This is a genomic window from Williamsia herbipolensis (assembly GCF_000964005.1).
In the GTDB taxonomy this organism is placed as follows: Bacteria; Actinomycetota; Actinomycetes; order Mycobacteriales; family Mycobacteriaceae; genus Williamsia_A; species Williamsia_A herbipolensis.
This window is the reverse complement of sequence record NZ_JXYP01000006.1, coordinates 1-21500: the sequence shown is the minus strand read 5'-3', so window position 1 is coordinate 21500 and position 21500 is coordinate 1. Positions and strand designations below refer to the sequence as shown.

19 protein-coding genes are annotated in these 21500 nt (G+C 68.7%); 6 read left to right on the top strand and 13 right to left on the bottom strand.

Annotated features, from left to right (window positions below; all coding sequences use genetic code 11):
- Positions 1–119 precede the first annotated feature (119 nt).
- From TU34_RS01955 to TU34_RS01925, 7 genes are all read right to left on the bottom strand, one after another.
- The gene (locus TU34_RS01955) at positions 120–1058 is read right to left on the bottom strand and encodes an alpha/beta hydrolase (RefSeq protein WP_045821170.1); all 939 of its coding nucleotides are present in this window, start codon (positions 1056–1058) and stop codon (positions 120–122) included.
- Positions 1059–1418: 360 nt separating this feature from the next.
- On the bottom strand, positions 1419–3335 hold the full coding sequence (locus TU34_RS01950) for an arabinofuranosyltransferase AftB family protein (RefSeq protein ID WP_275041722.1): 1917 nt from the start codon (positions 3333–3335) through the stop codon (positions 1419–1421).
- Positions 3336–3378: 43 nt separating this feature from the next.
- Positions 3379–4305: a decaprenyl-phosphate phosphoribosyltransferase gene (locus TU34_RS01945; protein ID WP_045821169.1), complete on the bottom strand. Its 927-nt coding sequence runs from the start codon at positions 4303–4305 to the stop codon at positions 3379–3381.
- A complete protein-coding gene (locus TU34_RS01940; RefSeq protein ID WP_045821168.1) occupies positions 4302–4940 on the bottom strand; it encodes a phosphatase PAP2 family protein in 639 nt (212 codons plus the stop codon). Before TU34_RS01940 ends, TU34_RS01945 begins: the two co-directional genes overlap by 4 nt.
- Positions 4921–6810 carry a glycosyltransferase gene (locus TU34_RS01935; protein ID WP_275041721.1) on the bottom strand — a complete coding sequence of 630 codons (1890 nt, stop codon included), beginning with the start codon at positions 6808–6810 and terminating at the stop codon, positions 4921–4923. Before TU34_RS01935 ends, TU34_RS01940 begins: the two co-directional genes overlap by 20 nt.
- The gene (gene glf / locus TU34_RS01930; protein WP_045821166.1) at positions 6807–8015 is read right to left on the bottom strand and encodes a UDP-galactopyranose mutase; all 1209 of its coding nucleotides are present in this window, start codon (positions 8013–8015) and stop codon (positions 6807–6809) included. The genes TU34_RS01935 and glf overlap by 4 nt, the downstream gene beginning before the upstream one ends.
- 67 nt (positions 8016–8082) lie before the next feature.
- Complete coding sequence (locus TU34_RS01925) at positions 8083–9750, bottom strand: SpoIID/LytB domain-containing protein (protein WP_052688619.1); 1668 nt, start codon at positions 9748–9750, stop codon at positions 8083–8085.
- Positions 9751–9985: 235 nt separating this feature from the next.
- Here TU34_RS01925 and TU34_RS01920 point away from each other — a divergent pair, with 235 nt between their 5' ends.
- The gene (locus TU34_RS01920; protein ID WP_045821243.1) at positions 9986–12166 is read left to right on the top strand and encodes an N-acetylmuramoyl-L-alanine amidase; all 2181 of its coding nucleotides are present in this window, start codon (positions 9986–9988) and stop codon (positions 12164–12166) included.
- Positions 12167–12178: 12 nt separating this feature from the next.
- Here TU34_RS01920 and TU34_RS01915 read toward each other — a convergent pair whose 3' ends face one another.
- The 3 genes from TU34_RS01915 to TU34_RS01905 all read right to left on the bottom strand — a co-directional run bounded on the left by TU34_RS01915 (position 12179) and on the right by TU34_RS01905 (position 14226).
- A complete protein-coding gene (locus tag TU34_RS01915; RefSeq protein ID WP_150116345.1) occupies positions 12179–12544 on the bottom strand; it encodes a hypothetical protein in 366 nt (121 codons plus the stop codon).
- 61 nt (positions 12545–12605) lie between these two features.
- Positions 12606–13436, bottom strand: a complete 831-nt coding sequence (locus TU34_RS01910) for a Cof-type HAD-IIB family hydrolase (protein WP_045821164.1) — start codon at positions 13434–13436, stop codon at positions 12606–12608.
- A 1-nt stretch (position 13437) separates the two neighbouring features.
- A complete protein-coding gene (locus TU34_RS01905; protein ID WP_045821163.1) occupies positions 13438–14226 on the bottom strand; it encodes a lysophospholipid acyltransferase family protein in 789 nt (262 codons plus the stop codon).
- 213 nt (positions 14227–14439) lie between these two features.
- Between TU34_RS01905 and TU34_RS01900 the strand changes: the two genes are divergently transcribed.
- Positions 14440–15594 carry a GGDEF domain-containing protein gene (locus tag TU34_RS01900; RefSeq protein ID WP_052688617.1) on the top strand — a complete coding sequence of 385 codons (1155 nt, stop codon included), beginning with the start codon at positions 14440–14442 and terminating at the stop codon, positions 15592–15594.
- A 6-nt stretch (positions 15595–15600) separates the two neighbouring features.
- On the opposite strand, the gene TU34_RS01895 is transcribed toward TU34_RS01900, so the two are convergent.
- The gene (locus tag TU34_RS01895) at positions 15601–16356 is read right to left on the bottom strand and encodes a lysophospholipid acyltransferase family protein (RefSeq protein WP_045821162.1); all 756 of its coding nucleotides are present in this window, start codon (positions 16354–16356) and stop codon (positions 15601–15603) included.
- Between the two features lie 80 nt (positions 16357–16436).
- Between TU34_RS01895 and TU34_RS01890 the strand changes: the two genes are divergently transcribed.
- Both TU34_RS01890 and TU34_RS01885 read left to right on the top strand, forming a co-directional pair.
- Positions 16437–18017 carry a Rieske 2Fe-2S domain-containing protein gene (locus tag TU34_RS01890; RefSeq protein ID WP_045821161.1) on the top strand — a complete coding sequence of 527 codons (1581 nt, stop codon included), beginning with the start codon at positions 16437–16439 and terminating at the stop codon, positions 18015–18017.
- Entirely contained in the window at positions 18014–18502 is a 489-nt protein-coding gene (locus TU34_RS01885) for a PaaI family thioesterase (protein ID WP_045821160.1), read from the top strand. Before TU34_RS01890 ends, TU34_RS01885 begins: the two co-directional genes overlap by 4 nt.
- A gap of 3 nt (positions 18503–18505) precedes the next feature.
- Here TU34_RS01885 and TU34_RS01880 read toward each other — a convergent pair whose 3' ends face one another.
- On the bottom strand, positions 18506–19156 hold the full coding sequence (locus TU34_RS01880; protein ID WP_045821159.1) for a hypothetical protein: 651 nt from the start codon (positions 19154–19156) through the stop codon (positions 18506–18508).
- A 175-nt stretch (positions 19157–19331) separates the two neighbouring features.
- On the opposite strand from TU34_RS01880, the gene TU34_RS01875 reads away from it, so the two are divergent.
- Complete coding sequence (locus TU34_RS01875; protein WP_045821158.1) at positions 19332–19631, top strand: FeoA family protein; 300 nt, start codon at positions 19332–19334, stop codon at positions 19629–19631.
- 28 nt (positions 19632–19659) lie between these two features.
- On the opposite strand, the gene TU34_RS01870 is transcribed toward TU34_RS01875, so the two are convergent.
- Positions 19660–20715, bottom strand: a complete 1056-nt coding sequence (locus TU34_RS01870; RefSeq protein WP_045821241.1) for a hypothetical protein — start codon at positions 20713–20715, stop codon at positions 19660–19662.
- Between the two features lie 217 nt (positions 20716–20932).
- Between TU34_RS01870 and TU34_RS01865 the strand changes: the two genes are divergently transcribed.
- A partial coding sequence (locus TU34_RS01865; RefSeq protein ID WP_045821157.1) for a FeoB small GTPase domain-containing protein occupies positions 20933–21500 on the top strand: 568 nt, incomplete at its 3' end.

Below are 21500 nucleotides of genomic sequence, written 5' to 3'. Positions count from 1 at the left end.
AACGCCCTACGTGTAGAGGTCTACACGTAGGGCGCTGCGAAGTGTGGACGCCACACTGTGACTACTGTGAATTGATGTGACTTGTGAGGTTTCTGTGACTCCCCAGTCGCAGGTGGATGTCAGTCCCGGAACCATCCCTGGTTCTTGGCGCGGAACACCATGTCCGACCAGTAGCCCCAGGCGTGCAGACCGGTGGACGGGAAGTCCGAGGTGATCTGGACGCCGTTGATCGATGCCTGCACCTGGAAGGCACGCGACTGGGCCAGCGACAGCGCCTCGAGCGGGGCACCCTGGATGAGGCCGAGGAAGTCGGTCGGGAAACGGCCCTGGAGGCCGCTGCCCGAGGCCACACGGACCTTCTTGCCGCGCATCTTGCCGATCTGCACGAAGGGGTCGTTCTCCAACCAGCGCACGCTGGTCGGCGGTCCCCACATGGAGTCGGAGTTGAACGGGCCGACGCCGGCCTCGATGCCCGCGTCGAGCAGGGCGATACGGATGGCCTCGCGCATACCGGGGGCCGAGAGGTTCAGGTAGCCCGACATCGAGAACATGTGGTCGATGCGCGGGTTGTTCGCGCCGATCACCATGGCGGAGTTGCCGCCCATGGAGATGCCCATGATCGCGTACTTGCCGGTGCGGCCGACGGCGAGGCCGCGACGGTCGAGCTCGGGGATCAGGCGCTGGTTGATCGCGCAGCTCCACCGGTAGCGGTAGGGCTGGTTGTTGAAGTTGCTGGGCGCGTTCCAGTCGCTGTAGAAGCTGGCGAGTCCACCGATGGGCTCCACGACGTTGACGCCGGAGTCGGCCATGTCCTGGATGCGGGTGTTGTGCTCCCAGCCGCTGATGTCATTGGTGGCGCGGAGGCCGTCGAGCGCGATGACGGTCTTGTAGTTGCCGGGCTTGGTCCACATACGGACCTTCACCGCGGGCATCCCGCAGCCGTCGATGAAGTACTGCTGCACGCGGGGTGCGGCCGAGGCGGTGCCCGATCCGACGACCACGGCGACCGACGACATCGCGGCGAGCGCCACGAATGCGGCCATCAGGCGCTTCATCATCGAGAACTGGGTCCCGGACCTGCGGGCTCGTGAACTCACACGCATCGAGTGGTGCTCTCTCTCTGTCCGCCACCGACGAAGTCGGCAACTCTGTCCACACCGACGGTGTCGGTGGTCTTCCGGCGTTCGACGACGCCGAACCGGCCGACCGTCTTCGATCTCATTTCGGCAACGCGGAGCCATCCACGTGCGCCGAACGGAGCCTATTGGATGCCATTGCGTCTGACAAACCTGCGATCTCGTTCCGTCGGCAAACCGTCACACCGGCGTGACCTGCCGAAACCGGTCCGTGTGACCATATCGGTCGAAGGCGGCACCGCGTTACACAACCGATATGTTAACGATCGCGAACGTCACGGATCAGCGCTGCCCGACCGGCGCGGGGATCGGCAGACGGCACCGCTGCAGCTCGTAGCGCGGCACACGATCGATGCGGTAGTCGGTGAAATCGAACGACTGCACCAGGTTCCGACGGAAGCGCGTCAGGTTCATCGGCGCCTCGTAGGACGCGATGAGATCCTGTGTCGGCTTACAGGTCAACGCCTCCTTGGCCTGTCGCACCCAGTCCTGGTCGAGGTAGAGCGGCAGGAACGGGTAGATCGGCACCGCGCCGCTCTCGGCGATCACCCATTCGGTGTCGAGATCCTTGTCGTGACCGATGCGGGCGTCCTCGAGGCGCTCGGTGTGCGAGGCGATCGGGTACGCCAGTCCCATCTGGTCGATCACACGGACGTCAAGGGACGAATTCATGCTCGTCATACCGAGATTGAGGAAGAAGACGGTGATCTGCTTGGGCACGCCGGCCGGCGGCGGCACCGGCAGCGGGTCGTAGTACCACTCGTCGTAGTTGCCCGAGGGCAGCAACACGCCGCCCTTGTCGGAGTGCTCGGCGATCGACTCCACCATCGCGCGCATGCGCGGGTAGTTGAGGTAGTCCTCGGCGGTGACCGGGTGCTCGATCCCGATGTTCTGGATGTAGTAGCGCCGTTCGTCGACGATGCCGCTGCGCCCGATGTCGGTGCCGTTGGGCATGCCGGGCGAGTGCGAGGTGACGATGGCCCACACCACCGTGGTCACGAAGAAGGCCGTCGACGCGACCGCGACACCCACACCGACGATCCCGCCGCCCGCGCCCCGCAGCGACGTGGGGACCGCGATCGGCAGCACCATCACCGGGAGCATGAGCAGGAACAGCGGGACGAGCAGCACGCGCGCGTGCATGAAGTCGCCGCCCTGGCGCAGCCAGTAGACCGCCTCCAGGAGACCGGCGACGAGGACGACCACGACGACCGCGCCCGGCGACCGCAGGCGCGACCGGAATCGCGCGACACGACCGACCGAGGCCGACCGGACCGGCGTGGGCAGCGACCGCGACCGTGCGAACCAGACGAGCGCGAGGGCGAGCAGCGCCACGATCAGCGGCAACAGCAGGACATAGGGACCGAAGAGGTTGCCGAGGTAGCGGAACCCCTGCTCGAACTTCGAGCCGCTGGCGTCCTTCGCGACGGCCGTGTTCGGGATGAGCAGCCCGTAGTAGCCCATCCGGAAGATCTGGTAGCCGACCGGGAGCACCGCGGCGACCGCGACGAACGCGATCCGCATGCGCCACGTCATCGTGGTGGCGAAGACCAACAGCAGCACGAGCGCGCCGACGATCGCGAGTTCGGGCCTGATCAGCGGCGAGAGCCCCGCGGTGAACCCCAGGGCCAGGGTGGCGGCGTTGGCGCGGACACCGGTGGTCTCCGGTGACCGACGCGACCACGCGACGACCTGACACCAGAGGACCGCGACCCAGAAGATGCAGAGCGACACCTCGAGACCGCTGGTCGCGAAGTCACGCGCGGGCGGCAGGGCGATGTAGACCAGCGCACCGAGCGGGACGACGAGGACCACCGCGGCGCGGTGCGCGGCCGGTGCGCGCTCGGACATGCCGAGCAGGCGGTAGGTGCCGAACATCGCCAGCGGCAGGGCCGCGACCGAGAGCACCAGGGCGATCCACAGGACGACGTACTCGATCTGTGCGTCGGTGATCCAGGTCCAGAACCAGATGAGGTAGGTCCACACCGTCGAGGTGTTCGCCTCGACACGTTCGCCCTTGTTGAACACCGGACCGTTGCCTGCGAGCAGGTTGCGGACGGTGCGGAGCACGATGAGGCCGTCGTCGGCGATCCAACGACGCTGCCAGGCACCCGAGGCGAACAGCACCGCGACCACCACGGCGCTGATGGCGAAGGTGCCCGTCGGCAGCGCCGAGCGGACACGGGAGAACGCGCTCACGGGGCGCTCGGAGGTGATGGCTGTGCGATCGGTGATGTCAGCCTCAGCTGACGACGTAGACCGCGACACCCACGCATATTAACCAGGCGACCGCGAGGAACTGCAGGACGCGGTCCCCGAGCGCGATCTCCTCGGGCTCACCGGCCTGACCGCCGTCGACGTCGACCGCGTAGCGCAGGATCGCGACGGTGAACGGCACCATCGACACCGCGTACCAGACGTTGTCGCTGTGACCGGCCTCCTTGTCGAAGGCCCACAGTCCGTAACAGAGGACGACCGCGGTGGCCGACAGCGTCCACACGAACCGCAGGTACGTGGTCGTGTAGTACTCGAGCGACTTTCGGATCTTGGCGCCGGTCCGTTCGGCCAGCTGCAGTTCGGCGTAGCGCTTGCCCGCCGCCATGAACAGCGACCCGAAGGCCATCACCAGCAGGAACCACTGCGAGAGGCCGTTGGGCAGTTCGGTGGCGACACCACCGGCGATGGCGCGGAGCAGGAAGCCCGACGACACGATGCAGATGTCGAGGACGGCCTGGTGTTTGAGGCCGAAGCAGTAGGCGAGCTGGATGCCGATGTAGACCGCGATGACCGCCGCGAGATGCCAGTTGGCCAGGAACGACAGCGCGAGCGCGCCGACGCCGAGCACGATCGCGAGGGCGAAGGCGAACGACCGCGGCACCACGCCGGCGGCGATCGGACGGTAGCGCTTGGTGGGGTGCGCGCGGTCGGCCTCGACGTCGAGGGCGTCGTTGACGAGATAGATGCACGACGCGGCCATGCAGAACACCACGAAGGCGATCGCCGCGCGGGAGAGCACCGTGCCGTCGTCGACCGCGCCGGCGGCGAGCGGGGCCGCCAACACGAGCGCGTTCTTCACCCACTGCCGCGGACGGACGGCCTTGATCAGCCCGCTCGTCAGGTTCTTCGGCGGGCCCTTGACCTCGGCGGTCTCGACCGGCTCCTCGCTCATCTCACTCCCATGCCGCGCATCGGTCCCCGAGAACTGCTCAGGGCACGCCACACCCGTGGCGTCACGCGCGCAGCCAGTCTGTCACTGCGCGTGGTCGCGGCTGCACACGCGGCTCCCACCAGGGCGCCGGCGGCGACGTCGGACGGATAGTGCACACCCAACACCAGTCGCGACAGCATCATGGGTGCCACCAGCACCGCGGGCAGGGCCGCGGGCGGGAGTCCGGCCGCCCGGCCGAGCAGGATCGCCGCAGCGGTCGTCGAGGTCGCGTGGCTCGAGGGGAAGCTCAACCGGCTCGGGGTCGACACCCCGACGGCGATGCGGGGGTGCGCGGGCCGCGGGCGTCGCACGATGCGCTTGATGATCACCGACGCCGCGTGGGCACCGAAGGCACCGACCCCGGCCTGGGCGTACCGCGCGGCTGCGACCTCGTCGCCACGGAGCTGCGACACCACGACACCGATCCCGGCCGCCGCCATCCATCCGAGCGCGTGCTCACCGACGTGCGACATGCCGCGGGCGATCGGCAGCACCCCGGGACGGTCGGCCAGCGCCGACTGGATGCCCACGAGGATCGCGTCCTCCCCCGACACGGCGCGGTCACTGCTCTGCCCATCACTCTTGTGCGAAGACACGTTCCCAGCTCTCCTCACTGGTGAGGTCGGCGGCGGCGGCGCGGTAGGTGGCGCGCATCTCGTCGAACCGGGCCTTCACCTGGCGGTTGAGCGACAACGACTCCCGCAGCAGCGCGGCGGCGATGTCGCGGTCGCGTTGTCGGTAGACGACGCCGCGTCCGTCGGCGGTGGTCACCGTCACGCCGTCGACGCGGCCGAGGCTGAACCAGCGCGCCTCGATCGGCGGGTAGTTGGCCTGCGGCACCTCGTGGTGTCGCGGATCGGCCGGGCGCAGGTTGTTGACCACGGCCGAACCCAGGGCACGCATCTTGGTGATCGGGTTGCTCGGCGCGTTGACACCCAGCGCCGTCGCCTCGCCGCTGGTGCGCGGCAACGCCGTCGCCGAGGGAAGCACCACGGCGTCGGGGTACTGCTTGCGCATCGCGGCGATCTTCGGCAGCGCCGTGGGCAGCAGATCGCGGATGTGATCGGGGCCGGCGAGGAAGTCGCGGATGGCCTCGTTCTGGATCGCGACCGTCGAGTACTCCAGGCACAGAAGATGTTTGACCGTGGCCTTGGCCATGGAGGTGACGATGCCGTTCACCGGGCCGTCGTGGTGGACGGCCGCGACCACCAACCGGTTGCGCAGGTGGAAGTAGGCCTGCCAGTCGATGGCGTCGTCCTTGTCACTCCACGCCATGTGCCAGATCGCGATCCCGGGCACGGTCGCCGTCGGGTAACCGGCCTTGCGGGCCCGCAGCGCGTACTCCCAGTCGTCCCACTTGATGAACAGCGGCATGGGCAGCCCGATGTCCTCGGCGCACTGCCGCGGGATCATGCACATCCACCAGCCGTTGCCGTCGACGTCGATCCGGCGGTGCAGGTTCTTCGACTTCTTGCGATCGCGCAGTGGGTATTTGGCGAAATCGTGGTCGTAGGTGACGAACGGCGCCGCAGTCCACATGAAGCGGTTGCGGTCGATGCTCTCGCCCATGCAGTGCAGATGGCTGCGGTCCTGCAGGTTGAGCATCTGCCCGCCGACCAACATGGGGTCGCGCGCGAACCGCGACATGGCCAGAGCCCGCAGGATCGAATCGGGCTCGATCGCGATGTCGTCGTCCATGAACAGGATGTAGGGGCTGTCGGTCTGGCGCAGCGCCTCGTACATGATGCGCGAGTAGCCGCCGGATCCACCGAGGTTTCCCTGCTTGAACATGCGCAGTCGGTCGCCGATAGCGGCTGCGGCGGAGTTGAACCCGTCCTGCTCGCGGACCAGCTTCGTGCCCTGATCGGGCATCATGACCGCGTCGATGACCTCGTCGACCAGGGGGTCGGAGGTGAGGGCCACCAGTGCGGCCACGGCGTCGTCGGGCCGGTTGAAGGTCGGGATGCCGATGGTGACCCGTCGGGTGTCGTCGCCACCGGGGGCGTCGATCGGGGCGTACCAGGCTGCGGCGACGATCTCGGCGTCGGTGTCGGTGGTGACGTCGAACCAGATCCATCCGCCGTCCTCGAACGGCCCGAGGTCGAGGGTGAACTCGATGACGCCGGTGCCGGTCTCGGGATCGAGCGGCACCAGGTCGCCGCCGATGCCGATGCGGGCGCCGTCGCTCTTGGAGCGGTAGACGTCCACACGGCAGGTCCCGACGACCTCGACGCGCAACACGACCGACTCGAGGATGCTCCAGCGCCGCCAGTACGACGCGGCGAAGGCGTTGAAGTACGTCTCGAAGCTGACCTCGGAATCGGCGCCGAGTGCCACCGACGTACGGGTCGGGGCGTGCGCGCGACGGGCGTTGTTCTCCGACTCCACGAGGTAGAGCGCGCGGACGTCGAGCGGCTCACCCCGGCGGGGGAAGATGACGCGCTGCAGCAGCGTCTGGGCCGTCACTCGGATTCCACCAGCGGCGCGCCGTCACGCAGGTGCGGCGCCACGGTGTTGGTGTACAGGGTCAGGGCGCTCGCGATCGCCATGTGCATGTCGAGGTACTGGTAGGTGCCCAGCCGACCGCCGAAAAGCACGTTCTGCGAGGCCGTCTCGGCCTTGGCGCGATCGCGGTAGCGGGCCAGTTTGGTCCGGTCGTCGGGGGTGTTGATGGGGTAGTACGGCTCGTCGCCCGACTCGGCGAAGCGGCTGTACTCCCGCATGATCACCGTCTTGTCCTTCGGGTAGGACCGCTCGGGGTGGAAGTGCCGGAACTCGTGGATGCGGGTGAACGGCACGTCGCCGTCGTTGTAGTTCATCACCGGGGTGCCCTGGTAGTCGCCGGTCTCGAGCACCTCGGTCTCGAAATCGAGTGTGCGCCAGCCCAGCTCGCCCTCGGAGTAGTCGAAGTACTGGTCGAGGGGACCGGTGTAGATCACCGGCGCATCGGGGTTGGCGGCCCGGATCTCGTCGCGCACGTCGAACCAGTCGGTCTCCAGGCGCACCTCGATGAGGTCGTGGTTCGCCATGCTCTGCAGCCACGCGGTGTAGCCGTCGACCGGCAGTCCCTCGTAGGTGTCGTTGAAGTACCGGTTGTCGAAGGTGTAGCGGACGGGCAGGCGCGTGATGTTGCCGGCGGGCAGGTTCTTCGGATCGGTCTGCCACTGCTTGGCCGTGTAGTGCTTGATGAACGCCTCGTAGAGCGGGCGGCCGATCAGGCTGATGGCCTTCTCCTCGAAGTTCTCCGCGGTGTCGCTGTCGAACTCGGCGGACAACTCGGCGATCAGGGCGCGCGCCTCGTCGGGGGTGTGCGACTTGCCGAAGAACTGGTTGATCATCCCCAGTCCCATCGGCAGCGGGTAGGCCTGGCCCTCGTAGAGGCCGAACACCCGGTGCTGATAGTTCGTGAAGTCGGTGAACTGATTGACGTAGTCCCACACGACCTTGTTGGAGGTGTGGAACAGGTGCGCCCCGTACTTGTGGATCTCGATGCCCGTGGTCGGCTCCGGCTCGGAGTACGCGTTGCCGCCGAGGTGGTTCCGGCGGTCGATCACGAGGACCCGTTTGCCCAGCTGCGACGCGGTGCGCTCGGCGACGGTGAGTCCGAAGAATCCGGACCCCACGACGATCAGGTCGTAGGAGGAATCGGGTGCTGCGTTGTCAGGTGCCACGGGGCCTCAGGGTAACGGACGGCGATGGCCCACCGGGTCACCGCCGATCGGGTGCACCCGGCCGGGGTCACCTCGTGGGGATGCCGGCGTCGGCGGTCGGCAGGCCGAGGACTCCCTCGGCCCCCTTGGCTACGTAGTCGGTGAGCGCCGACCCGCCGAGCGCGTGCGCCCCGGTCTGCGGACTGAAGTAGACGTTGCCGTTCGCGAACTTCTGGAGGAACCCGCCACCCGCCAATTGCAGGACGGGGGTGAGTACCTGACCGAGGAGTCCCGAGGGGCCGCCGTATTCGACGATCTTGGCGTCGATGGCCGCGATCGCGGCCTTGAGCACTGCGGAGACGGGTCCGCTGATCAGCGTCGACAGGTCGCTCCCGGTGGGCGCACCGGGTGTCGCGGGCGTGCTCGGTGCCGAGGGCGCTCCCGGTGTGGACGGGCTGACGAGACCTCCGAGCGCGCCGGTGACCGCGTCGACCAGCGACGGGAGCACACCACCGGGCACCGACGGCACACCGGGCAGGGTGGCCGTGCCCGCCCCGACACCCGCGGGCGGCGCGACGATCTGCGGTTTCGCCTGACCCTGGACGGTGAACCAGGCGGATTTGAGCTGCAGCTTGGAACGGACCTCGTCGCCGGTGGCCTCCACCGTGCGCGAGCTGCCGGAGATGCGGACCTTGATCGCCCGCCCGTTCTCGGCCCCGAGGCCGTTGGCCTGGATCACCTGGAACCCGGTGAGAGCGCCCACGCCGAAGGCCGAGGCGATGCTGCCCGACCCGACGGTGGCGGTCCAGTTGTGGTTGGGCGACTCGGTGTCACCGTCGTCGACGACGGCGGGGAAGTTCACACCCGCGGTGTACCCGCCGGTGGAGGATGAAAACTCGGTGAACGCGGGCTGGCCCCCGACCACGCGGATCTGGCCTGCGGTCGCGTCGGCGGCGGCGTTGGTGCGCGGATCCTCGCTGCCGGCCCCGCCGTACACCTGCGACATCATCGTGTCGTCGATCTTCTTGCCCTTGGCCGTGGCGGCCAGCGCGTAGGTGCGCGCGGCGACGGCCTGGGCCTTGAGTGCCTCGGCGCCACCGGAATCGGCCCAGCGGGCGGGGCTCTCCTTGGGCGTGACGCCCTTGGTGTAGTCGTCGACGCTGACGATGTTGACCACGCGGCCACCGTCGAGGCCGATGGAGCCGCGGTAGGCGTCGTTCGATCCGCAGAACCGGAGCCACTCGTTGGCCGGCCGGTTGCTCGCGGTGTTGATCGGGTCGATCGTCGGCGGGTTCACCGTGACGGTGCGGACCACCGCGCCACCGCATCCGGCGGTGATGGTGGCGGTGGTCCCGGACAGTCGAACCGCCTGTCCGGGCGCCACCGTCTGCCCACCGACCCTCATCCCGGCGTCCGCACGCACATTCGCCGTGGTGTTGCGCGTGAGCGCAACGGTCACGGATTTGTCCGTCTTCCCCGCGGTGGTGCCACCGTAGTAATGGTTGAGGATCTGATCGGCCGTCCAACCCTTCTTGGCGTAGCCGTACGCGCCGTACTGCCCCATCCCGCGCCCGTGTCCGAACCCGTGGCCGATCAACGTGACCTGGCTGCCCACCGACAGGGTCACCGGCTCGGAGATCTCGCGGTGCGCGACGACGGCCCCGACGCCGAGGATTCCCGCGCCGAGCACGAGAACGGGCGCGAGACCGAGAGCTGCCGAGGTCAGCAGACGTCGGTCGGTGGCCCGTTGTGCCATCGGCTGGGGTCCTTTGCGGTTGGGCGAACATCGTGATGCGTGCGTATGGATGGGACTCCAGCGACGATAGTGTCCGATTAGTAGTCACAACAGCCCCATGCGATAACAACCGCATCACGAGTTTCACGCCACGCCGTGTCCGGTTCTGGACTTGACCCCTCCGCGACAACACGATGTGGCGGTCTGCGTACGACGACTCGTCGTGTGCGATTCACCGTCACGCGAGGAGTTCACTGTGCGATATCGCCGCTCGAGGCCGTCGATCGTGGTGGCGACCGTCGCGGCGGTGGTCGTGGCCAGCCCCGTGATCGCCGTCATCGGCGGAAGCGCGCCCGAGAACGCCACCGACCAGCGTCGACCGACGCTCGCGGCCGAGGCGACCACGATCAGCCAGGTCGGCCTGAACACCGTGCCGACGATCGTCCTCGACCTGGTCCGGTCGGGTCTCGCCGCGGCCGGGGTGACCCTGCCGCCCATCGACCTGTCGTCGATCCCTCTCCCCGATCTGTCGAAGGTCATCCCCTCCGGCGTGCTCCCGCCCGGCCTGCTGCCCTCGGATCTCCTGCCCACCGGGGCGGCGCCGTCGGGGAGCAGCACGACCGCGCCTGCCCCGACGACCGATCCCCGGACGCCGGTCTCGGCTGACGTCCCCGCGGGCGCGGTCGTCAAGGAGATCAGCCGCGACCGGCCGTTCAGCATGATCGGCCTCACCTGGGACGACCTGAAACCGGCCGCGAACGCACCGCAGGCCGCGGCCGAGCAGGCGCTGGCCCAGACGACTGCATTCATCCGGGCGCAGAAGTCCGACGGCAGCTGGGGTCCGTGGCTCTCGGCCGATCCCGCCGACGGAGGACCGCGTGCCGGCGGCAAGGGATCGACCGCCGGCACCGAACCGATCTGGGTCGGGGTCACCAAGGCCGTGCAGGTCGCCGTCACCCGCGCGGGTGTCGCCACCCCGGCGGTCCCCGGCGCGCCGGAGAACCCCGCATCGGCGGACAAGCCCGAGATGACCGTCTCCCCCGGCGAGATCGCCCCGCGGGCGTTCACCGTCCCGCGCTCGCCGGTTGCAGGCGACCCGATGGCTCCCGCCGCCGGCACCACGACGGCGACCGGTCCGGCCCCGGTCACCGGGCCCTCGACGCCGAGCGTGCTGGAGAACGTGGTCTCGACCCTCAAGGCCGCGCTCATCGACCCCGGCACCCCGGGCGGTTCGGGCGGTGCTCTCGGCCTGCCGACGGTGCTGCCCGGTCAGCAGCCGCCGATCATCACCCGCGCACAGTGGGGCGCCGACGAATCGAAGCGGTGCGATCAGCCCACCTACGATCCGACGCTGAAAGCCGCTGTGGTGCACCATTCCGCGGGCAACAACGACTACACACCCGAGCAGTCGGCGGAGATCGTGCGCGGCATCTACGCCTATCACGCACAGACGCTGGGCTGGTGCGACATCGGCTACAACGCACTCGTCGACAAGTACGGACAGATCTTCGAGGGCGCGTTCGGTGGTCTCGACCGCAACGTGCAGGGCACCCACACCGGTGGGTTCAACCAGGGCACGGTCGGTGTGGCGATGCTCGGCAACTACAACGACGTGGCGCCGACCCCGGAGCTCATCCGCTCGGTGGGCAGCTACCTCGGGTGGCGCCTCAAGCTCGCCGGTCTCGATCCGAAGGGCACCTCGGCGCTGACCTCCATCGGCTTCGACACCGCGCAGTACGGAGCGGGTCAGACGACGTCACTGCCGATGATCAGCGGGCACCGCGACTACGACAACACCGAGTGCCCCGGGACGCTGGGCTACGCCGCGCTCCCACAGATCCGCGAGGTCGCCGCGGGCAACCTCGCCGCCGCGGGCACCACGGCGCCCACCGCGACGACACCCTCGACGTCCACCCCGACCGACGCCACACCGGCGCCGACGTCACCGACCACGGCGCCGGGCGACACGACGACGGTGGGCGGGGTCGCGACGCAGGTGTTGTCGGCGACCGACCTGGGCGCCATCGCGCAGAAATGGCTGTCGATGGGCGGGGCGACCGGTGCGTTGGGTGCGCCGACCAGCGCAGAGCTGACCACCCCGAACGGGTTGGCCAAGTACGTCGATTTCACGAACGGGAAGATCTACTGGTCGCCGCAGACCGGGGCGCAGGTCGTCCAGGGCGCCATCGCCAAGGCGTGGGGCGCGGCCGGCTACGAGAAGAGTGCGCTGGGGCTGCCGACGGGGTCGGAGGACTCCGCGATCAGCGGGATCATCACCCAGGCGTTCCAGTTCGGCTCGCTGGTCTTCAACAAGACCAGCGGCGTGGTGGTGCAGGTGATCAAGGCGTTCATCGACGAGTTCACCCGCAGCCTGGGGAATCAGATGAACGGTGCCAGTGCGCCGGCACCGGTGCCCAGCACCGGCCCGGCGAACTGAGGTCGCGTCAGGTCAGTTGACCGACTGGTTCGAGTTGGCGGTGCCGGCGTCACGCAGGCAGATGGCGGTGATGGTGGCCGTCCAGCCGGTGGGGTTGTCGGGCTTGACCAGCGGGTTGCGCTGCTCGGAGCAGGCCTGGTTGCCGTTGAGGCGCACCGAGTTGAACAGGTAGAGGTTGATCTCGGCACCGATGACCGCGCTCTGCGGGGTCGGGTAGTACCGCGAGGTGAACGTCTTGGTGTACGTCCCCTCGGGGGCCGACGGTGCGGCCGAGGCGGCACCGGCGCCGGCGGCGACGAGTCCGGCAGCAGCTGCCGTCGTGGCGACACCGAGTGCGATCGTGCGGGCGGTGGGGCGGCGATCCTGTGCTGTGTTCACGACCACAGTGTCCCCGAATCGGATGCACCTGTCGACCTCGGTGGGGCGGGATGCGCCCCGATCAGGTGAACCACCGGTGCAGCACTCGACCGACACCCTCGTTGTCGTTGCTCGTCGTGATCTCGTCGGCCGCAGCCCGCGCCGCGGGGTGGGCGTTGGCCATCGCGACGCCGCGCGCGGCCCACCGCAGCATCTCCACGTCGTTGGGCATGTCGCCGAAGGCGATGACCGCATCGACCGGCAGTGAGGCGATCTCGGCCAACCGCCGCAGACCGGTCGACTTGTCCACGCCGGGCACGGCGAGTTCGATGAGCCCGTTGTCGGTGGAGAACGTGACCGCGGCACGGTCGCCGACCGCGGCGGTCATCGCCGCGGCCATCGCGTCGCTGGAGGCACCCGGCTTGCGGATGAGCATCTTCACCGCGGGTGCCGAGACGATGTCGTCGTCGCCGACCTCGACGTGATCGGGGTTGAGCCAGGCGTGCACGTATCCCGCGGCGGCGACGAAGGGCGCGGTCGCCGAATCGTGTGCGCTCTCGCCGACCCGCTCGGCGGCCAGACCGCACCCGGGGATCTCCCGGCGCGCGATCTCGGCGATCTCGGCCAACACCTCCGGCGAGAGGGTGGCCGACTGCAACACGACGTCGGCGGTCACGTCGTAGACGATGGCGCCGTTGGCGCAGACGGCGTAGGTGACGTGGTCGAGCTGCTCGGCGATGGGGGCGATCCAGCGGGGCGGGCGACCGGTCGCGAGCACGAAGGCCGTGCCCTCCTCTGCCGCGCGGCGCAGAGCGCGGCGGGTCAACGGCCGGACCGTCTCGGAACCGTCGATCAGGGTGCCGTCGACGTCGCTGACGATCAAAGAGGGCGGCCCGAACGGGGTGCGGCGCATGTCAGCCCCGCCCCTTCTCGCGGCGAGCCTGCTCGGCGCGCTTGCGCTCCCGCAGCTCGGCCTTGCGGACGGCCTCGGCGGCCTCGATCTCGTGGGCCTGCTCGGGTGTGGGTGCGCCACCGCCCATCGACGCGGGAACCCAGGGCGCGCCGGCGGGATGCTCGCCGTAGTCGGCGCGCACGGCATCGAGCAGCTCCGACATCTGCGTCTTGAGGCGTGCGGTCTCGTCGACGGGGTCGATGTCTGCGCCGACGTGCAGGGGATCACCGAATCGCACCGACACCGGGATACGGCTGCGTCCCATGTCCCGCGGGACACCTTTGCTCCACTGACGCTGCGCACCCCACACGATCACGGGCACGATCGGGACGCCCGCGTCGGCGGCCATGCGCACCGCGCCGGTCTTGAACTCCTTGAGCTCGAAGCTGCGACTGATGGTGGCCTCCGGGTAGACGCCCACGACGTAGCCCTCGCGGAGGTTCTCGACGGCCTGGGCGTACGCCTCCGCACCGGCCGAGCGATCCACAGGGACGGTGTGGGTGTGGGTGATGAGGAATCGCACCAGCGGGTTGTCCATCATCTCCGACTTGATCATGTAGCGGGCACGACGGCCCGCGCGGTAGACCCCGAGTGCCGCGGCGAGGAAGTCGACGTATGCGGTGTGGTTGACCGCCAGCACCACACCGCCGGTGGCGGGCAGCTTGTCCTCGTCGCGTACCGACAGCCGCATCCCCTGCGCCCGGACCAGGGCATGCGCCGCGATCTCGAGCGTCCGGTAGACGGGTTCCATCCGTTCAGCCTATCGACCCGTCTGCGGCCGCCGGAGTGCAATGATTGGGCCGAGCCCGTCGGGGGGCTGACCGCTTCGACCCGAAAGCTCTCTGTGCTGCATTCACATCCGTCGTACAACCGGCAGCGGCTGGTGCGCCTGCGATCCGGCGACCGGCCGCGGTCACGGGCCGGCGGCGATCAGGCCGGCGTCGCGGTGATCTGACAGGTACCGATGCCCACCCCCGACCACACACCCGACCGACCCGCACCGGTGAACACCATCGGGGCCGGCGGCCGATCTCACCTCGTCCGGTGGTTGACCGGGCCCCACGACTACGCCTGGATCGTCGACCACCACTCGATGCGGTCGCTGCGGTCGTCGATCCGTGCGGTGTTCGCAGGTAACACGCTGCTGATGGCGGTGTGTTCGGCACTGCTGCTGCGTAGCCCCGACGGCCCACAGGGGACCGTCGCGCGGACGGTCGCCCTGGTGGTGATGGCGGTGCAGGCGGCCGCGATCGTGCTGATCGTGCTCGCCCCGATGCCGACGACCCAGCGGCGGGCGCGGAACTACTTCGTGGGGTTCGGTGTCTTCGGTGACGTGGGGTTGACGCTGATCCTGGTGCTCTACAGCCCCGTAGTCCACGCCATCGGGTGCGCACTGTTCGTGATCAACAGCGCGCTGTGCACCTACTTCGTGAGCTCGCGATGGCTGCTCGCCCACCTCGCCTGGGCAGCCGCGGTCATCGGCTATGCGCTGTGGCGAGTGGACGATGCGCACCTCTTCGACCCGTACGCCGTCGCCGCCGGTGGACTGGTGCTGCTCGCCGCGGTGTGCGGGGTGCCGATCGCCGCGCACATCGCATGGAATCGGCTGTCGATCGATGCCCAGCAGTCGCTCGTCGACCCGTTGACGGGTCTGCGCAATCGGCGCGGCATCGAGGTCTCGGTGGAGCCGCTGTGGGAGCGGGCGTCGCGCGACGGTCTGGCGATCGCGGCGGTGGTCGTCGACATCGACGATTTCAAGCGGGTCAACGACACCCACGGACACGTGGCCGGCGACGACGTGTTGCGATCGCTGGCACGTCGGATGCGCGACATCCTGGGTGGTGACGCCGTCGCGGGGCGGACCGGCGGCGAGGAGTTCACCGTCGTTCTCTGCGGGACCCCGCACGAGGTGACGCGGTTCGTCGACCTGCTGCCCCGGCGGCTGACCGACGCCGGCGACGCGGTGCCGGTCACGGTCAGCGTCGGCGCGACCGTCATCGGCGCACCGCGGGATCGCGACTACCCCGAAGCCCTGGAGTCCGCGATGCGCGACGCCGACGCGCGGATGTACACGGCCAAACGCGCAGGCGGCGGGCAGTCGAGCACCGCGGAGATCTGACCGGGGTCAGTTCTCGCGTTCGGTGCGCTTGCGGGCCCGCTCGGCCGATTCCTCGGCGTCCATCGCGTTGGCCTCCTCGAGGGTGGGCGCGCCGCCGCCGAGGCGGGCGGGGACCCAGAACTCGCCGGCCGGGTGTTTCCCGTAGGCGCCCTGGATCTCGTGCAGGGTGTCGGTCATCACCTGGTGCAGCGTCGCGGTCAGTTCCTCGGGGGTGCCGGTCGGCGTGATCGGTGGCGCGACCCCGATGCTGATCGGGGTGTTCGACCGACCCATACGCTTCGGGTGGCCCTTCGTCCACACGCGCTGGGCGCCCCAGATCACGGTCGGCACGATGGGCACGTTGGCCTCGAGCGCCATGCGTGCGGCGCCGGTCTTGAAGTCCTTGATCTCGAAGCTGCGGCTGATCGTGGCCTCGGGGTACACGCCGACGAGCTCGCCGCGCTGCAGGTATTCGACCGCCGCCCGGTAGCTCTCGGCGCCGGCGCCGCGGTCGACCGGGATGTGTCGCAGCGCCCGCATGATGGGCCCCGACACCTTCGAGTCGAAGACCTCCTTCTTGGCCATGAACCGCACCTTGCGGCGGCCGTGGAGGAACGCCGGGAGTCCGGCGTAGGTGAAGTCGAGGTACCCGGTGTGGTTGATCGCGATGACCGCCCCACCGGACTCGGGGACGTTCTCGGCGCCGGTGACGGTGAACTTCAGTCCCTGCGCGGCCCACATGGAGCGGGCGATCGCGATCACGGTGTCGTACGCGGGTTCCATGCCGATGACCCTAGCGTCCGCCTCTACCCTGGAGGTGCGCCTCGCTTCCCGGGGCCGCGGAATCGAGAGAGAGGCGCAGAGTGCAGGTCACCAGCATCGGACACGCGGGATTCCACATCCAGACCGCGGCCGGGTCCATCCTGTGTGACCCGTGGGTGAACCCCGCCTACTTCGCCTCGTGGTTCCCGTTCCCCGACAACTCCGAGCTCGAGTGGAAGACCCTCGGCGACTGCGACTACCTGTACGTGTCGCACCTGCACCGCGACCACTTCGATGCGCGCAACCTCGCCGAGAACGTGAACAAGGACGCCACCGTCCTGCTGCCGGACTACCCGGTGCCCGATCTGCGGCGCGAGCTCGAGGCGCTCGGGTTCCACACGTTCGTCGAGACCGAGGACTCGGTGAAGACCACTGTCTCGAACGACAAGGGCAGCCTCGACGTCATGATCGTCGCCTTGCGGGCACCCGCCGACGGTCCCATCGGCGACAGCGGGCTCATCGTCTCCGACGGCGAGACCACGTGCTTCAACATGAACGACGCGCGTCCGGTGGACCTCGACGTGATCTCGGATGCGTTCGGCCACATCGACATCCACCTGCTGCAGTACTCCGGAGCCATCTGGTACCCGATGGTCTACGACATCCCGCGCAAGACGAAGGCCAATTTCGCGGCGCAGAAGCGTCAGCGTGGCATGGACCGCGCACGGTCGTACATCGAGCAGGTCGGCGCCACCTGGGTGGTGCCCTCGGCGGGTCCGCCGATGTTCCTCGACCCCGAGCTGCGCTACCTCAACGACGTCCCCGACGCCGACGGCACACCCGACACGACCAGCATCTTTCCTGATCAGGCAACCTTTCTCGACCAGATGGTCGAGCACGGCACCGACGACGGCACCACGCACCGCGGCCTGATGATGGTGTCGGGGTCGACGGCGGAGCTGCGAGGATCCGAGCTCGTCGAGGTGTCGCACCCGTATCCGCCCGAGCAGGTCTTCGGCGCCAACAAGCACGCGTACCTCGAGAAGATGGCCGAGAAGTTCGCGCCGGTGATCGCCGAGGCGAAGGCGTCGTGGGCGCCGGCCGACGGTGAGCCGCTGCTGCCGCCGTTGCGCGATCTCTTCGAGCCGATCATGGCCGCGAGTGACCTCATCTGCGACGGCATCGGATACCCGGTCGGGCTCGTGATGGGTGATCAGACCGTCGTCCTCGACTTCCCCAACCGCACGGTCCGCGAGCCGAAGGAGGGTGAGGGCAAGTACCGCTACGGCTTCCGCATCCCGGCCGAGTTGGTGCGCACCGTGCTGCGCGACGACGAACCCGACTGGGTGAACACCATCTTCCTGTCGACGCGGTTCACCACGTGGCGCATCGGTGGATACAACGAGTTCCTCTACACGTTCTTCAAATGCCTGACGGCCGAACGCATCGCGTACGCCGACGGCTGGTTCTCCGAGGCGCATGACGATTCGGCGTCGATCGAGAAGGACGGCTGGGAGATCCAGCGTCGGTGCCCGCACCTCAAGGCCGACCTGTCGAAGTTCGGGGTGATCGAGGGCGAGAAACTGACCTGCAACCTGCACGGGTGGTCGTGGGACCTGCCGACCGGTCGCTGTCTCACCTCCAAGGGACATGAGTTGCGCGCGAACAAGATCGAGTCGTGACGCAGGTCGACGAGCCACGGCGCGAGTACACGTGGGCGCCGCCGGTCGGACGTGCCCATGCCGAGCTGCACGGCATCGAGCAGGTGCACGCCCAGATCGCCGGTGAGCTGCCCATGAGTCCGGCGTCGTCGACCATCGACTACCGTCCGGTGGACGCGGGCGAGGGGTGGGCGGTCCTCGAGCTCGAGCCACGCGAATTCCACTGCAATTCTTTCGGGACCATCCAGGGCGGACTCATCGCCGCGGTGATCGACGCGGCGTTCGGTTCGGCCCTCATGACCGTGAACCCGGAGAACCGCCGCTTCACCACGCTCGACCTCAGTTGTCGCTACATCCGGGCCATCGCCCCGGACACCGGGCCGATCCGCGTGCGCGCACAGGTCGAACACCACGGCCGCACCACGGCCACCGTCCGTGCCGAGGTGCACGACTCCTCCCAGCGGCTCGTGGCCAGCGCGACCTCGACGCTGCTGATGCTGTCCTGACCCCTAGAGGACCGTGAACGATTCGGCGGACAGCACGAAACCTCGCGCGCCCGAGCCGCCGACCTGGGTGCAGGTGTTCCCGTTCGACGCCGATGAGCAGGTGATGGTCCGGCCCGCGTCGGCGGGGAATGTCACGCGTTGTCCGTAGCCCAACGTCTTGCCGGCCGCCCATCCGTTGCCCTGGATGATCGTGGCGCATGGCTCGGTCCGGCTGGTGAACCAGCCGAACTGCACGGCTCGGCCCTGTTCCTCGCCGGAGTAGAAGTTGCACAGCGAGGCCGAGCTCACCGTGTGCGGGTTGCCCTCGGTGCGACAGAGGAAGTTGCCCTCGACCGCGTGGCACTGGATCTTGCCGCTCGGTGTGCCGAATGCGTAGTACGACCCCACCGCGAACTCCGACGCAGGCACGGCCGACACGGCGGGAATGCGGGTCTGGCCGGCGGTCTCCTGGGTCGGGGCGTCGGTGGCCCCGTCCGCCGACGGGTCGCCGCCGGTGGTCTCGCCGCCCGATGCGGATGCGGCGGTGGACGGGGTGACGGTGACCGTCGAGGTCGGTGTGGTGGTGTCGGAGGAGTCCGACGAGCAGCCTGCGGTGAGGCCGGTGAGCACGAGCGCAGCGGCGGCGGCGGTCAGATAGGTCGCGATCCTGGTCATGGTCTGTCCCTGGGGTCGTCGGACGGGTGTACACGCAGATCGCCCGTATCGGGCAGATCGTTACCGACGCTCACCGAGGGCCTGGCGCCGGGTCGGAGATCGTGGTTATGCTTGCCTCATCTCAGCTAGGTAAGGCTCACTTGCCCAGCACGAAATCACACAGGCAGGAGGCGACATGTCGATCACCACCGACCGTCTCCGCTCGCGCGCCGTCGCCGATCACGAGGTCACGATCGGTGAGGTCGCCGTGAGCGACCTGCCGCTGGGGACGTCCGCGGTCGTGTCGCGCCTGTGCGCAGACGCCGACCCGTCGGCAGCACGTCGCTTCTTCGACCTCGGTTTCGCGCCGGGCGCCGAGGTCGTCGCCGTGCGACGCGCTCCGATGCGCGGACCGGTGGTGGTGCGGGTCGCCGGGTACGAGATCGCGTTGCGCCGTCGCCAGGCCGACTGCATCAAGGTCATCGCGGCCGCCTGATCCGGCCCTGGTGTGATCGGGTCGCGGCTCAGCCCGCTGCCTGCACCGTGTACGGCACGCGGGTCCAGCTCAGCACCTTCGGATCATTCGGCTTCGAGATCGACACCCGCAGATAGTCCTTGTTGTTCGACGAACCGTCGACGGTCACGCGTGTGAGGTTGTCAGCCGCGTCCTTGATCCCATAGAACGACAACCACTTCGAGCCGGTCGCGAGCGGGGTGTCGGAGTTGTAGATGTGGCTGTCGCCGTTGAACAGGTAGACCGGCTTGCCGAAACTGCGCGACTCCTCGACGAGTGCACGCACCAGCGGCGTGAACGCCGAATCGTCGTTCTGCGTCACCGCATAGGTGGGATCGAACATGTCGGCCTGTGTGTAGAACGACACAGCGCGGTCGTTGCGCGCCTTCGCCTGGGCGAACGTGGTGCGCACCTGCGTGATCGCGGCGTTGATGCGCGCGGTCTCCTCGGCGATCTGCGCGGGCGTGGCCGCGGTCTGGCCGATCCCGGTCCACGGCTGCAGGTCGTCGTTGCTGCCGACCACGTGCAGGGTCGCCATGGCCACGCCGCGCTGGGTGAGCGACACGTTCTCGGGGAATCCGATGGCGTTCTGGGAGGCGACCGGTCGCGCCTGCTGCCCGAGGGTCCGTCCGGGACGCGAGAAGAAGGTCTTCCGCACCGCCGCGAGGCGCTCGAGGGGGTTGTAGGCGCCGTTGTTGGCGCGGTGGCAGTCGGTCCACTCGTTGTCGCCGGGGGTGTAGAGGAAGGGCCGACGGAAGGTGTCGAAGTCCTTGCGGATCAACGCGAAATAGTCGTCGGTGCATTTGGTCGACCCGTTCTTGATGTCCCCCACGTGGAAGGTCATGTCGACGGCGCGGTCGGCGTTGATCTGGGCGATCCAGGTCGGGAAGACGTCGATCTGGGGCTGTCCGTAGGGCACGTCGCCGATCACCGCGTAGGTGTAGGTGCCGGGGTCACCGCCGAGTCCGGAACTGCCGAAGTCGACAGCACCCGCCGATCCGGGTGCGACGGTCACCGCCGCGGCGAGGGCGAGCACGAGGGTGGCCAGGCGAGTCGTCGGTCTCATGACGCGACCGTGGTCGATCCAGATGAACCAACGCTGGCCTGACGATGTCGAGCGGGTGTCGATCGCATCCCGTGCGTCTGCCATTCGGGCAAGTCGGACGTACGCCCTCACCTGCGCGAATTCGGGGAGGGCACGGTCGCGTCGCAGCGCTACTGTGGTGGACGGGGAGTCCAGGAAAGCCTTACCTGACCCGAGCCGACGAGAGGGGTGGTGACGCGTGAGCTGCGGACCGCACGGTGGCGCCGGATCACTCGACGATCACGGCTCCGATGCCCGACTCGCCCTCGTCGGCAGCCCGAACTCCGGTAAGACAACCCTGTTCAACGCGCTCACGGGGCTCCGCGCGAAGACCGGCAACTACCCCGGTGTCACCGTGGCCCGCTACGAGGGGCGCACGCAGGTCGGCGACCACGACGTCCTGGTCGAGGACCTGCCCGGAACCTACAGTCTCGACGCGATCAGCCCCGACGAGCAGATCGTCGCCGACGTCCTCGACCCCGAGGACATCACCACCGACACCCCCGACGGTCTCGTCGTCACCCTCGACGCGACCACGCTGCGCCGATCTCTGGGCATGCTTGCCCAGGTGCTGGGCACCGATCTGCCGGTGTGCGTGGTCCTCACCTTCACCGACGAGCTGACCCGCCGCCAGGGCTCCATCGACGTCGACGCCTTCTCGCGCGCCGTCGGCGTGCCCGTGGTCGCGGTCGTCGGCGGACGCCGCCGCGAACTCGCTGCGCTGCGCGAGCTCCTCCCCCACCCCGACCAGTGGACGACCCCCGCAC

Excerpts from the sequence above, each read along its gene's own strand:
- TU34_RS01955 (WP_045821170.1), bottom strand. The coding sequence starts at position 1,058 with ATGATGAAGCGCCTGATGGCCGCATTCGTGGCGCTCGCCGCGATGTCG.
- TU34_RS01945 (WP_045821169.1), bottom strand. The coding sequence starts at position 4,305 with ATGAGCGAGGAGCCGGTCGAGACCGCCGAGGTCAAGGGCCCGCCGAAG.
- TU34_RS01925 (WP_052688619.1), bottom strand. The coding sequence starts at position 9,750 with ATGGCACAACGGGCCACCGACCGACGTCTGCTGACCTCGGCAGCTCTC.
- TU34_RS01910 (WP_045821164.1), bottom strand. The coding sequence starts at position 13,436 with ATGCGCCGCACCCCGTTCGGGCCGCCCTCTTTGATCGTCAGCGACGTC.
- TU34_RS01905 (WP_045821163.1), bottom strand. The coding sequence starts at position 14,226 with ATGGAACCCGTCTACCGGACGCTCGAGATCGCGGCGCATGCCCTGGTC.
- TU34_RS01900 (WP_052688617.1), top strand. The coding sequence starts at position 14,440 with ATGCCCACCCCCGACCACACACCCGACCGACCCGCACCGGTGAACACC.
- TU34_RS01895 (WP_045821162.1), bottom strand. The coding sequence starts at position 16,356 with ATGGAACCCGCGTACGACACCGTGATCGCGATCGCCCGCTCCATGTGG.
- TU34_RS01880 (WP_045821159.1), bottom strand. The coding sequence starts at position 19,156 with ATGACCAGGATCGCGACCTATCTGACCGCCGCCGCCGCTGCGCTCGTG.
- TU34_RS01875 (WP_045821158.1), top strand. The coding sequence starts at position 19,332 with ATGTCGATCACCACCGACCGTCTCCGCTCGCGCGCCGTCGCCGATCAC.
- TU34_RS01870 (WP_045821241.1), bottom strand. The coding sequence starts at position 20,715 with ATGAGACCGACGACTCGCCTGGCCACCCTCGTGCTCGCCCTCGCCGCG.